Source organism: Rhodococcus sp. IEGM 1354 (assembly GCF_030056855.1).
GTDB lineage: Bacteria > Actinomycetota > Actinomycetes > Mycobacteriales > Mycobacteriaceae > Rhodococcoides.
Genome location: NZ_JASHKT010000012.1, coordinates 79,545 through 91,799 on the forward strand (window position 1 = coordinate 79,545; position 12,255 = coordinate 91,799).

The window sequence follows — 12,255 nt, forward strand, 5'->3', positions numbered from 1 at the left end:
TTTCTCGGTATGGACGGCACTGCTCTCGATCGTCTCGGTTCCTCGGACGTGCCGGCTACCGCCGGCGGTGACGACACGGCCGAACTGACAGTTCAGAGGCTTCTGTTCGACGGCCCGTCGCCCCTGGTCAGCGCAGACATGTACAGCGAGGTCCGCAAGGGCAACGCCGAGCGCACCCGCACCGGTGTCCGGATCGCCAAGCGCAGCGTCGTACATACCAACAGCTACTTCGGACGGTTCCCGGCCAGCTACTGGCAGCGGTGGACCACCGTCACCGAGGTGGTGTTCCGGGCGACCGTCGCCGGTGCCGGCCGGATCGATCTGGTGGCCACGGACTACAAGGGTCACGAGCGCACGATGGCCAGCACAACGGTCGATTCCGCGAACGCGTCGACTCAGTTGGCCGTTCCCGTCGCCACCACGCAGTTCCTCGACGGCGGCGCACTGTTCGTTCGTTTCACCACGACGTCGAGCGAGCTGTCGGTACAGGACGCGGAGTGGACCGTCGCCGCTCCCGAGAAGTTGCGACCCACCTCGGTGGTGATCTGCACGTTCAACCGCGCCGACGACTGCGCCAACACCGTCGCAGCAATGGCCGACGACCCGATCGCTCTGCTCGGCGTCGACAACGTCTACGTCGTCGATCAGGGCACCGATCAGGTGCAGACGCGCGAGAAGTTCCAGCGCGTCGCGGCCGAACTGGGCGACAAGCTCGTCTACATCACGCAGCCCAACCTCGGCGGCGCGGGCGGATTCACTCGCGGGCTCTACGAGGTGCAGGGCAAGGGCGGCGATCCGGCCAACGTGATCTTCATGGACGACGACGTGCTGTGCGAGCCCGAGGCGATCGTGCGCATGAACTCGTTCGCAAACATGACCGTCGAGCCGGCGATCATCGGCGCCCAGATGCTGTACCTGCTGCACCCCGACCGCGTGCACGTCGGTGCCGAGGTGGCCAACCTGCAGAAGCTCGAGGCCGGAGTCCACGTCAAGAACGCGGTATCGGACAAGAGCGCATTCAAGCGCAAGCGTCAGCAGGACGTCCGCGTCGACGCCGGATACAACGGCTGGTGGTCGTGCCTCATCCCGTCGGAGATCGTCGGGCAGGTCGGCTACCCGTTGCCGCTGTTCTTCCAGTGGGACGACATCGAGTACGGATACCGTTCGCGCGCAAACGGATTCGCCACCGTCACGCTGCCGGGCGCAGCGGTGTGGCACGCCGACTTCGCGTGGAAGGACTGGGACGAGTGGCACCGCTACTTCAACCTGCGCAACGGCATGATCACCGCCGCCCTGCACATCGAACTCGACGGTAAGACGCTCGCCAAGCAGCTGTTCACCGACCTGCTTCGCTACCTGGTGTCGATGCAGTATGGCATGGCGTACACGCTGATCAAGTCCGTCGAGGACTTCCTGGCCGGTCCGGAACATCTGCTCGACGGCGGCATGGACGCGGCCGGTTCCATTCGGCGCGAGCGCGCAGCGTACGGAGAAACCAAGCGGCACAACGCCAACGACGTACCGGGGGTGCGTCCGGCCGATATGTTCATCACCCCGGCCGGCCCGCACCCGAAGAAGAGCATGGAATTCGCCGTGCTCGCCAAGCGCGTCCTCAACCAGTGGCGCGGCACGGTGGATCCGGGCCCCGTTTCCATCTCGGCCGACGACGCGCACTGGTGGCACGTCTCGCTGTTCTCCCACGCGATCGTCACCGACCGCTCGCAAGAGGGCGTGCGAGTTCGCAAGCGCAACAAGGCACATGCCGTCGAGCTGCTCAAGCGCGGGGTGTCGGCACTCAAGCGTCTGCGCACCGAGACACCCGCCGTGGCAGCGTCGTACCGCGCCGCCGTCCCACAGCTGACGAGCCGCGAGAACTGGGCTCGCCTCTACGGGCAGTAGCTAGTTCGACCGGACCTTGGGTGCCGTGCGAATCCGTACGACGACCTGTTCGTTGTCGGCGGTGTACCCGAGGTAGTCGAATTCGGTGCCGGTGCGTGCGACGAATTCCGTCCACGCCCGGTACTCGTGGTTGCGCCAGCCGGGGAAGTTGAAGTACTCGTCGAACACGATGACGGTGCCCACTGCGAGTCGATCGGCCACGAGGTCCAGCACGGTGACCGTCGACGAGTACAGGTCGGCGTCGAGGTGCAGGAAGGCCAATTTCTCGTGGTGGCCCTTCAGGAATCCCGGCAGCGAATCCTCGAACAGCCCCGGGACGATCTGTGCGCCGGGCACTTCGGGGATCGTGTCCTGCTCGAAGAGTCCCTTCGGAAAGCCCGTACGCCAGGTCTCGGGTAGGCCGGAGAACACGTCGAATCCGGCGACGACGGTGATGTCCTTACGCGACGCCAATTCCTCGGCGATGATCTCGAGCGTCGTCCCGCTGGCCACTCCGAACTCGAGCGCCATGCCGCGGATGGAGACCTCACCGAGTGCGAATCGCAGCGTGGCGTGCGGCCGCAGGAAGGTCGGGGCCTCCGGCATCATCTCTTCGGCGAACTCTGCGCTCTGGGCGGCGGCTTCGACGTCGGAAGCGTACGGAATGTCGCGACGCATCCGCATTTCGAGACCGCGAATGAAGGCGTGCAAATCGTCGATCTCACGTCGTTGACGTTCGAGGACGTCGAGCAATTTCGCTTGCTGATCGCTGGTCTGCTCGGCCAGCTGCGCGGTCTGCTGCGCCAGAACCTCACCGATTGCTCGTTGAAGTTTTTCTCGAGCCGACGACTTGATGCGATCCGCGAGCTTCCGAGGTTCCGTCATGGGCACACGGTAGCCGGTGGGGACGCGTTCGCAAACACGTCAGGGCTTACGAAAGTGCTCTCGACGGCCGAGTCCGCGCAACCGGAACCACTCCGCCAGACCGCGAGGATTCCTGGTGGTGATCAGGAAGAACCAGGTGAAGCGAATCCACTCCTGCGGCAACAGCTTTCGCATGCCTGGCTGCGACATCAAGTAACCGCGGTTGCGGTAGGTGAAGTACCGCTTGGTCGCATCCTCCGGGTACTGCGTGTGCATCCGCCCACCGAGGATCGGCTTGAACTCCTCGGCCCCGTTGGGGTGGACGTACGCGGCCGTGAGACACGTTCCGAACTTCAGGCCCGAGCGCTGCAATCGGCGGTGTACCTCCACCTCGTCGCCGCGCACGAACAGCCGCAGATCGGGCACGCCCACCGCATCGATCGTCGACGCCTTGAACAGGGCACCGTTGAACAACGACGCGATGCCTTCGAGCAGATCGTCGTCCGGATTCTCCGGGTCGATCAACTCCGAGCGAAGACGACGCCACTCGACGCCGCGTCGCAGCGGAAACGCCAAGCGATCCGGATCCTCGATGTCACAGACGACGGGGGAGACCTCGTCCAGTCCGTGCGCGAGCGCACAGTCGTAGAGGGTCTCGAGCACCTTCGGGCCCTCGGGGCGGCCGTCGTCGTCGGCGAGAAACACCCAGTCCGCACCGAGCGAGAGGGCGTACAGAATGCCGAGCGCGAATCCGCCTGCGCCACCCAGGTTGTGCTGCGAGCCGAGGTACGTCGTCGGCAGGGCCGTCGAGTCCACCAATTCACGGACGGCCGGCTCGTTCGCATTGTCGACGACGACCAGATGATCGAGCGGACGCGTCTGGGCACCGATGACGTCCAACGACAGAGCCAACAACTCCCGACGCTTGTGCGTGACGATGACCCCGACGATCTTGTCAGGCACCGGCTGTATCTTCCCGCTCGATCTCTTTCAAGATCTGCGCGACGTGGTCCCCGGCGTCGTCGCCGTCGTAGGCCCGCACCACGTCCTCGATGCCGCCCTGCTGGCGAATCTGGCCGTGATCGATCCACATCGCGGTGTCGCACAGCTGAGCCAGGAATTCGTTGGAGTGGCTGGCGAACACCAGGATTCCCGAGCGCTTCACCAACTGCTGCAGTCGGTGCCGGGCCTTCTTCATGAACTCCGCGTCGACGGCACCGATGCCCTCGTCGAGCAGCAGGATTTCCGGGTCGATGCTGGTGACGACGCCCATCGCGACGCGCACCCGCATACCCGTCGAGTAGGTGCGCAGCGGCATGTCGAGGTAGTCGCCGAGTTCGGTGAAGTCGGCGATCTCGTCCATCTTCGCGAGCATCTGCTTGCGGGTCTGGCCGAGGAACAGCCCACGAATGATGATGTTCTCGTAACCGGAGATCTCCGGGTCCATACCGACGCCCAGATCGAACACCGGCGCGACGCGGCCGCGGATGGTGGCGCTGCCACGCGTCGGCTCGTAGATGCCCGAGAGCAGCCGCAGCAGCGTCGACTTGCCGGCACCGTTGTGTCCCACCAGGCCGACGCGATCGCCGTCCTTCAGGTTCATCGTGATGTTCTTGAGGGCTTCGACGACGACGACGTCGGAGGAGTTCCGGTCGATGGCACCGCCGGCTTTGCCGAGGAACGCCTTCTTCAAGGACCGCGTCTTGGCGTCGAAGATCGGGAAGTCGACGCATGCGTCATGAGTACTGATGCTGATGGACAACTGCTGACCCCTAAACCCAGTAGGGCACGCGGGCCCGGTACTTCTTGAGAGCGACGATGGCCAGCGCCCACCCGACGACGGTGAACCCGAGCACGATGTACCAGTGGTACGCCTGCTGGTCCTCGCCGATCAGAGGGGCCCGGATGATGTCGAGGTAGTGGAAGAGTGGGTTGATCTCGACGAGTTTGGCGCGTTTCGCGGCCTCGCCGCCCATCTGCACGAGTCCCGACGTGGTCCACACGATCGGCGTCATGAAGAACATCAGCGTGACGAAGCTGCCGAGGATCGGGGCGATGTCGCGGTAGCGGGTGGCGATGATGCCGAAGAGGATCGACACCCACACGGCGTTGAGCAGAATCAGCACCAGCGCCGGGATCGCGAAGATCACCGTCCAGTGCAGCCCGCCGGGCGGCCAGAAGATCGCGATGATGATCACGTAGATCAGCAGGTTGTGGCCGAGTAGCAGCAGCTGACGCCACACCAGGCGGTACACGTGCACGCTGAGCGCGCTGGGTAACTGCTTGATGAGACCCTCGTTGGCGACGAAGACGTCTCCGCCCTCGAGAATCGCGGCACTGATGAGGTTCCAGATGATCAGGCCAACGGTCACGTGCGGCAGGAACTCGCGCAGATCGATGTCGAGGAGCACCGAATACAGCAGGCCCATCGCAATGGCCTGCACGCCGGTGGCGATGGTGATCCAGAACGGACCGATCACCGACCGTCGATAGCGCTGCTTGATGTCCTGCCAGCCGAGATGCAGCCACAGCTCACGCTGGTTGAAACCGGTCCGCAGATCGCCGAACGCGCGCCGATAAGTCTGTGAGTCCGAAACCGGAGCAGGCATCTGTTCTCCTGCCTCGCTCTCGGGATCCTTCGCTGGTGCCGACACGACGGTCGACACTACCTGTAATCGACCATGCAGCTCATTTTGCGAGCGTGTGTGTGGTGTTACAGGTACTGGCCGGTACCGCTGCCGTGGCCGCCGCCCGGTGTGGGCATGACACCGGGAGGCAATGCGCCCTGACGCATCTGCTCGAGCTGGGCCCGTGCGGCCATCTGCTGAGCGAACAGTGCCGTCTGGATGCCGTGGAACAGTCCTTCGAGCCAGCCGACGAGCTGAGCCTGGGCGATCCGCAATTCGGCATCGGTGGGGACGACGTCGTCGCCGAACGGCAGCACCAGACGCTCGAGCTCGTCGCGCAGCTCCGGGGCCAAGCCCTGCTCCAGCTCCTGGATGGACGATTTGTGGATTTCCTTGAGCCGATTGCGGCTGGCGTCGTCGAGAGGTGCCGCGCGCACTTCTTCGAGAAGCTGCTTGATCATCGTGCCGATGCGCATCACCTTGGCGGGCTGTTCCACCATCTCCGACAGGTCCGATCCGTCGGACGACTCCTCGTTTGCCGCCGAACCGGAAGCGCGGGCTGCAGCAGCGGTGGCTTCCTCGCGGCTCAATGCGAGTGGCTCTCCGTTGGGGCCGATCACGACGACGTGATCGCCGGGTGCATTGTTCGACTCGGATTGCGTCATGCATCCATCTTTACGCGTCGCCTGCCGTTGCGCGATCGACAGGGGCGATTATCCTGGTTCGGTCGTTCGCAACCGGGGAAGCAGGAGGATCGAAGCGTGCGTTGTTGGCTGCCGTTCCCTGGGGAAACGGGACGTGAAACACACCCTCGGCGGGTCGGCGCTTAGAGTGTCCGGCATGGGGTACGACGTCGCACGGGTCAGAGGGTCCATTCCCTCCCTCGGCGACGGGTGGATTCATCTGGACCCTCAGCTGGGAATGCTGATTCCGGATCGCGTGTCGACGGCCGTCTCCACGGCGTTCCGGCACAGTGCGTCCAATCATTCGGCCGGCAACATCGCCGCCAAGCGGAGTGCTGCTCTGCTCGAATCCGCCCGCGTCGCAATCGCAGATCTGGTCGGTGCCTATCCGTCCGGGGTGGTCATCGGACCGGATCGGGCGACGCTGCTGTCATGGCTCGCCGATTCTCTGAGCTCCCGGCTCGGGCTGGGAACCGGCCTGGTGCTCTCGCGTCTGGACGAGGAAGCCAACGTCGCGCCGTGGCTGCGGGTCGCCAGCCGAACCGGCGCACACGTGCGCTGGGCCGAGGTCGAGATCGATACGTGCGAGCTGCCCACGTGGCAGTTCGAGGAACTCATCACCTCCACCACCCGGCTCGTCGCGGTCACCGCGGCGTCGCCGATCGTGGGTAGCGCTCCCGACGTTCGCGTCGCGGCGGATCTGGTGCACGAGGTCGGTGGACTCATCGTCGTCGATGCCGCCGGAGCAGCCCCCTATGCACACGTCGACATCAAGGAACTCGGAGCCGACGTCGTCGCGATCGACGCGGCGGCGTGGGGTGGGCCGTCGGTGGGTGCGCTGATCTTCCGCGATCCGACTCTGCTCGACCAGTTGCCGTCGATGTCGCTGAACCCGTCGGCGAAGGGGCCGGAACGGCTCGAGGTCAGTGGTCATCAGTACGCGCTGCTGGCCGGTGTCGTGTCGTCCATCGACTACCTCGCCAATCTGGACGACGCAGCGACGGGCACTCGCCGTGAGCGGCTCGAGCTGTCCATCGGGTCGCTGCAGCATTATCAGGATCGGCTCTTCGAGCATCTGATGGCTGCGCTCGCCACCCTCGACCACGTCATGGTGCTCGGCACTGCGCCCACGCGTATCCCGACCGTCAGCTTCACCGTCGACGGTATGCCCGCGGTGAAGGTGTCCGAGCAACTCGCGCAGGCTCGAATCGGCAGCGTCAGCGGGGTCCACGGTGGCAGTCGTCTGCTCGACGCCCTGGGCGTCAACGACGAGGGTGGTGCCGTCACCATCGGACTCGCTCCCTACACCACCCGGTACGAGATCGATCAGCTCGTGAAAGCTCTCGCTGCGCTCGCCCTGTGAGAGCGGCTGCGCCGCACGTGAGTGGAACTTCGTAGCCCACTACGAAGTTCCACTCACGACCCTCGGACGCACATCACTGCACGCGCAGGATGACCTTCCCGATTGTCTCGGCGTCGTCGAGCATCCGATGGCCTTGTGCTGCTTCGGTTATCGGGATTTCGGCATGCACGACGGCGGTGACGCGACCTTCGGAGATCATCGGCCACAGGTGTGCGGTCATGTCGGCGACGATGTCGGCTTTGCTCGACGGTCCGGTCTCGGGGCGTCCTCGCAATCCGGCTGCGTGTACCGAGCCGCGCTTGGCGAGGAGCTTGCCGAAGTTCAGCTCCCCCTTCACTCCTCCCTGCATTCCGATGGTGACGACGGTGCCGTCCATGGCGAGGGCATCGAGGTTTCGGTCGAGGTACTTCGCGCCCATGTTGTCCAAAATCAGATCGGCACCGTGATCGTTTGTCTGTGAACGGATTTCGGTGACGAAGTCCTGATTCTTGTAGTCGATGAGGATGTCGGCACCGAGGTCCGCGCACATGTCCAGCTTGTACTTGGATCCGGCGGTCACGGCGACGGTGACGCCCATCTGTTTCGCGACCTGGATTGCGTGCGTACCGATTCCGCTACCGCCGCCGTGAATCAGCAGCACCTGCCCCGAACGCATGTGCGCATCCATCACCAGGTTGGACCACACCGTGGACGCGACCTCCGGAAGTGCCGCTGCCACATGGAGATCGAGGCCCGCAGGGATCGGGAAAAGCTGGGTGGCAGGCACGGCGACCTGCTCGGCGTACCCGCCACCGGCCAGCAGCGCGCAGACCCTGTCGCCGACGTTCCAACCGCTGACGCCGTCACCGAGCTCGGAGATGATTCCCGAGCACTCGAGACCGAGGATCTCGCTGGCACCCGGGGGCGGCGGGTAGTTGCCCTGACGCTGCATCAGATCGGCACGGTTGACGGCGGTGGCCGAGACGTCGACGATCACCTCTCCTCGGGACGGCCGTGGATCGGGAACCTCGGTCCACTCCATGACGTCGGGATCGCCGAATTCTTTCAGTGTGATTGCACGCATGTATCCATGATGCCCCTCCGGCTGCAGGAGTGGAGCCTGCGGAACGACCCAGATGAACAGTGGTGCGTTTACGTGCCCCAGGAGGCTCTCGAACGCACCACTGCCGCAGGCACTTCTACAGGTCCCAGAGGTTGATGCCGAAGTCGCCGGCGTGGCTGTCGATCTGTTCGAGTTCGGCGTCGGAGAAGTCCAGATTGTCCAGTGCCGCGACGTTGTTCTCGAGCTGCTCGACGCTCGAGGCGCCGATCAGTACCGACGTCACTCGTCGGTCGCGCAGCGCCCAACTCAGCGCGAGCTGAGCCAGTGACTGACCGCGGGCCGACGCGATGTCGTTCAGTGCGCGAAGGTGCCCGATGTGGTCGTCGGTGAGCCAGTCCGGGTTCAGCGACTTGCCCTGTGCTGCGCGCGAATCCGCGGGAATGCCGTCGAGGTACTTGTCGGTGAGCATGCCTTGGGCGAGGGGAGAGAATGCGATGACGCCTGCGCCGATCGCGTCGAGTGTGCCCAACAATTCGGGTTCGATCCACCGGTTGACCATCGAGTAGCTGGGCTGATGGATCAGCAACGGAACACCGGCGTCGGCGAGCAGATCCGCCATCTTCTGCGTGCCCTCGGGCTTGTACGAGCTGATGCCCGCGTACAGGGCCTTCCCCTGCTGGACGGCGCTGATCAGAGCGCCGGCTGTCTCTTCGATAGGGGTGTCGTGGTCGGGGCGGTGGCTGTAGAAGATGTCGACGTGGTCGAGTCGCATGCGCGTCAACGATTGGTCGAGTGACGACAGCAGGTACTTGCGGGAGCCGCCGAAGCCGTACGGGCCGGGCCACATGTCCCATCCCGCTTTGCTGGAGATGATCAGCTCGTCGCGGTAGCCGGCGAAGTCCTCGGAGAAGATGCGGCCGAAGTTCTTCTCGGCGCTTCCGTACGGCGGACCGTAGTTGTTCGCCAAGTCGAAATGGTTGATTCCCAGATCGAAGGCGCGACGAAGAATCGCGCGCTGCTTCATCAGTGGAACGTCGTCGCCGAAGTTGTGCCACAGGCCCAGCGACACAGCCGGCAGTACCGGCCCACGCGATCCCACTCGGCGATACGACATGGATTCGTAGCGATCGGCGGCGGCAACGTACGGGGGGTCGATGTAGGGATCTGTCATAACTCGACCCTAGGTCGCATCGGCGAATCGGACCCCGAACCACGGCAAGCTACTCGTGAGTAGATTTCCTGCCTAAGATGACTCGCGTGACGGCCGAATTAGCCATTGGTCCCGGGGGGGACCCGCAGTGGCTCGACACTGCGGAAATGAGAGCTTGGCGTGCCTATGTCGACGGCGGTCAACGATTGATGGAGGTATTGAACAGGGATCTACAGGACAGACACGACCTGTCGATGGCGGAGTACCGCATCCTGGTGATGCTGTCCGAGGCGGACGACGGCTCCATCCGCATGAGCGAGTTGGCCGACGGGGTTCTGTCCTCCCGAAGTCGCCTCACCCACCAGATCAGGCGCATGGAAGTCCAGGACATGGTGCGCCGCAGTACGTGCGCGCACGACGGCCGTGGCGTCCTCGCCGTCATCACCGAGGAAGGTCGACGACGACTGACGGAGGCAGCACCCACGCACGTCCGCAGCGTCCGGCAACATCTGGTCGATCTCCTCACGCCGGCCGAACTCGACGTCCTGGGCGACATCTTCCAGAAGGTGGACGCTGCCATGGACGCGTCGGCAACCAGACCCCGACGCTGACGGCCGGCACGGAGGGGCGATTGGGCCGGTGCCGCCCCGGCCGTTAAGATCGCACACGGAAGCGTGGCAGAGCGGCCCAATGCACTCGCCTTGAAAGCGAGAGACGTGTAAAAGCGTCCGGGGGTTCAAATCCCTCCGCTTCCGCCATATGTTGTTTGATCGAGCCCGGTCCGCCCGCGAGGGTGGGGCCGGGTTTGTTCGTTTGTGAAGCAGCGAATTCTCGGCGTGGTATCGATACCGGTTCGGTGGGTACTACCTGCCAATGAGCGAAGAAGCGCGGCGCAACGACGGCGACAACGAGGGACCTCTGGAAGAGGAGCTCGAGGAGAGTTTCGACGCTGTCGTCACGGAAGGCGGCGAGCGATTGCACCGCACCGTACGCACCGTGCTGATCACCGGACTCTTCGGCGGACTCGAGGTCGCTCTGGGGGTGATGGCGTACCTGGCGGTGCTGGACGAGACTGGCAGTCACCTGCTGGCGGGCCTGGCGTTCGGAATCGGCCTCGTGGCCATCTATCTCGCGCACGGTGAACTGTTCACCGAGGATTTCCTGATGCCGATTGCCGCGATTGTGGCCCGCAACGGCACGCCTGCACAGCTCGCGAAGTTGTGGGTCGGGACGCTGCTCGCGAATCTGCTCGGCGGTTGGTTCGTGATGTGGTTGATCGCGCATGCGTTTCCGCAATGGCTCGAAGTGTTGTCCGAGTCGGCGCATCATTTCGTCTACGCACCCTTGGATCTTCAGTCGATCTGCCTCGCTGTTCTCGGCGGCAGCACGATGACACTGCTGACCCGCATGCAGCAGGGAACCGAATCCGACGTAGCGCGCATCATCGCCGCCATGGCGGCGGGGTTTCTGCTGGCCGGATTGCAGTTGTTCCACTCGGTTCTCGATTCCCTGCTGATCTTCGGGGCCATCCACGCGGGTGCGGACGTGAGCTACCGCGAGTGGATCGAATGGTTCGGCTACACAGTGCTGTTCAACATCATCGGCGGCGTCGTGTTGGTCACGGCGTTGCGCTTGGTGCGCACGAAGGAACTGGTGAAGTCCGAGCGCGACCAGAATTCTGAGTAGTGATCGGAGCCGAGAGTCATGGACTTCAGTTCTGCACCCAACGCTCCAGGCTCCGCCGAGTCTCGAAGCGGCGCAAAGCTTTCGAGATTGGGTCGATGAATTCGATTGCACTGGAGAGTAATTGGAGTGGAGCAGTGAAATCGTCGACGGCTCGGCCGGTTGCCGTCGGGTACAGATCGTCACCCAGGATGGGGATGCCCAACGAATTCATGTGCAGACGTAGCTGATGGGTTCGTCCCGTCGACGGTGTCAGTCGATACCGTCCGATGCCCTCACGGTGTTCCAAGAGTTCGACGACGGTGTGCGCGTTGGGTTCTCCAGCCACTTCGCGTGCAGTGAATTGACCCTTGTCCGACACGATTCGACTGTGTACCTCGGTAGGCAGGGTGAGCGACGGTTCGTAGGCCGCGATGGCCTCGTACTCCTTGCGGACCTTTCGATCCTGAAACAACGTCTGATACGCCCCGCGAAGTGTCGGATCGACGACGAACAGCACCAGGCCAGCGGTGACGCGGTCGAGTCGATGAGCGGGTACCAGTTGCGGCAGATCGAGTTCGAGGCGTAGTCGCACCAGAGCGGTCTGCAGAATGTGGCCGCCGCGCGGGATCGTCGGCAGAAAGTGCGGCTTGTCGATCACCACTATGGCGTCGTCCCGGTGCACGATCGAGATATCGAATGGCACAACGGTTTCCGTCGGCAGATCGCGGTGGAACCAGACAGCATCGCCGGGGACGTACGGCGCATCAGCGGCTAGGGGGCCGCCCATGTCGACGATCTCACCGGTCGTGAGCATCTCGTCGATGCGCGCCGGCGAGATCCGTTGCTCGGTCGCCGTCAAGAATTCGCGGACGGTGGGCCAGGTGCCGTCCTCGGGCATTCGGACGCGTGCAGGGTCGAGACCGTGGCGCTTCGCAAGGGGCGGTTGCTGGCGTCGTCTCACCGAGCGAGCGTATCCGTCCGCC

The 12,255-nt window shown here is 64.1% G+C and carries 12 protein-coding genes and 1 tRNA gene; 5 read left to right on the top strand and 8 right to left on the bottom strand.

What is annotated here, in order from left to right:
* The first annotated feature begins 9 nt into the window (after positions 1-9).
* A complete protein-coding gene (locus QM588_RS21835) occupies positions 10-1,899 on the top strand; it encodes a glycosyltransferase (protein ID WP_032382981.1) in 1,890 nt (629 codons plus the stop codon).
* On the opposite strand, the gene QM588_RS21840 is transcribed toward QM588_RS21835, so the two are convergent.
* From QM588_RS21840 to QM588_RS21860, 5 genes are read right to left on the bottom strand one after another with little or no spacing between them, the layout of a single operon-like run.
* On the bottom strand, positions 1,900-2,763 hold the full coding sequence (locus QM588_RS21840) for a TylF/MycF/NovP-related O-methyltransferase (protein WP_032366779.1): 864 nt from the start codon (positions 2,761-2,763) through the stop codon (positions 1,900-1,902).
* 39 nt (positions 2,764-2,802) lie between these two features.
* A complete protein-coding gene (glfT1, locus tag QM588_RS21845; RefSeq protein WP_032374154.1) occupies positions 2,803-3,705 on the bottom strand; it encodes a galactofuranosyltransferase GlfT1 in 903 nt (300 codons plus the stop codon).
* On the bottom strand, positions 3,698-4,504 hold the full coding sequence (gene wzt / locus QM588_RS21850; protein ID WP_032374153.1) for a galactan export ABC transporter ATP-binding subunit Wzt/RfbE: 807 nt from the start codon (positions 4,502-4,504) through the stop codon (positions 3,698-3,700). Before wzt ends, glfT1 begins: the two co-directional genes overlap by 8 nt.
* 10 nt (positions 4,505-4,514) lie before the next feature.
* Complete coding sequence (wzm, locus tag QM588_RS21855; protein ID WP_027494775.1) at positions 4,515-5,396, bottom strand: galactan export ABC transporter permease subunit Wzm/RfbD; 882 nt, start codon at positions 5,394-5,396, stop codon at positions 4,515-4,517.
* Between the two features lie 59 nt (positions 5,397-5,455).
* Positions 5,456-6,034 carry a bacterial proteasome activator family protein gene (locus tag QM588_RS21860; protein ID WP_027494774.1) on the bottom strand — a complete coding sequence of 193 codons (579 nt, stop codon included), beginning with the start codon at positions 6,032-6,034 and terminating at the stop codon, positions 5,456-5,458.
* 175 nt (positions 6,035-6,209) lie between these two features.
* On the opposite strand from QM588_RS21860, the gene QM588_RS21865 reads away from it, so the two are divergent.
* Positions 6,210-7,415, top strand: a complete 1,206-nt coding sequence (locus QM588_RS21865; RefSeq protein WP_032366782.1) for a cysteine desulfurase-like protein — start codon at positions 6,210-6,212, stop codon at positions 7,413-7,415.
* Positions 7,416-7,488: 73 nt separating this feature from the next.
* Here the strand turns inward: QM588_RS21865 and QM588_RS21870 are convergent, their stop codons facing one another.
* Both QM588_RS21870 and mgrA read right to left on the bottom strand, forming a co-directional pair.
* The gene (locus QM588_RS21870; RefSeq protein WP_283316494.1) at positions 7,489-8,478 is read right to left on the bottom strand and encodes an NAD(P)H-quinone oxidoreductase; all 990 of its coding nucleotides are present in this window, start codon (positions 8,476-8,478) and stop codon (positions 7,489-7,491) included.
* A gap of 115 nt (positions 8,479-8,593) precedes the next feature.
* The gene (gene mgrA, locus QM588_RS21875) at positions 8,594-9,628 is read right to left on the bottom strand and encodes an L-glyceraldehyde 3-phosphate reductase (RefSeq protein WP_032366524.1); all 1,035 of its coding nucleotides are present in this window, start codon (positions 9,626-9,628) and stop codon (positions 8,594-8,596) included.
* Positions 9,629-9,705: 77 nt separating this feature from the next.
* On the opposite strand from mgrA, the gene QM588_RS21880 reads away from it, so the two are divergent.
* From QM588_RS21880 to QM588_RS21890, 3 genes are all read left to right on the top strand, one after another.
* Positions 9,706-10,218 (top strand): MarR family winged helix-turn-helix transcriptional regulator, encoded by a 513-nt coding sequence (locus QM588_RS21880; protein ID WP_052073810.1) that lies wholly within the window; start codon positions 9,706-9,708, stop codon positions 10,216-10,218.
* Positions 10,219-10,275: 57 nt separating this feature from the next.
* Positions 10,276-10,365, top strand: a tRNA-Ser gene (locus QM588_RS21885).
* 115 nt (positions 10,366-10,480) lie between these two features.
* Positions 10,481-11,293: a formate/nitrite transporter family protein gene (locus QM588_RS21890; protein ID WP_027494769.1), complete on the top strand. Its 813-nt coding sequence runs from the start codon at positions 10,481-10,483 to the stop codon at positions 11,291-11,293.
* A 25-nt stretch (positions 11,294-11,318) separates the two neighbouring features.
* On the opposite strand, the gene QM588_RS21895 is transcribed toward QM588_RS21890, so the two are convergent.
* Complete coding sequence (locus QM588_RS21895; RefSeq protein WP_283316496.1) at positions 11,319-12,233, bottom strand: pseudouridine synthase; 915 nt, start codon at positions 12,231-12,233, stop codon at positions 11,319-11,321.
* Positions 12,234-12,255 lie beyond the last annotated feature (22 nt).

Coding starts and splice junctions, on each gene's coding strand:
- QM588_RS21835 (WP_032382981.1), top strand. CDS start 10: ATGGACGGCACTGCTCTCGATCGTCTCGGTTCCTCGGACGTGCCGGCT.
- QM588_RS21840 (WP_032366779.1), bottom strand. CDS start 2,763: ATGACGGAACCTCGGAAGCTCGCGGATCGCATCAAGTCGTCGGCTCGA.
- QM588_RS21860 (WP_027494774.1), bottom strand. CDS start 6,034: ATGACGCAATCCGAGTCGAACAATGCACCCGGCGATCACGTCGTCGTG.
- QM588_RS21865 (WP_032366782.1), top strand. CDS start 6,210: ATGGGGTACGACGTCGCACGGGTCAGAGGGTCCATTCCCTCCCTCGGC.
- QM588_RS21870 (WP_283316494.1), bottom strand. CDS start 8,478: ATGCGTGCAATCACACTGAAAGAATTCGGCGATCCCGACGTCATGGAG.
- mgrA (WP_032366524.1), bottom strand. CDS start 9,628: ATGACAGATCCCTACATCGACCCCCCGTACGTTGCCGCCGCCGATCGC.
- QM588_RS21880 (WP_052073810.1), top strand. CDS start 9,706: ATGACTCGCGTGACGGCCGAATTAGCCATTGGTCCCGGGGGGGACCCG.
- QM588_RS21890 (WP_027494769.1), top strand. CDS start 10,481: ATGAGCGAAGAAGCGCGGCGCAACGACGGCGACAACGAGGGACCTCTG.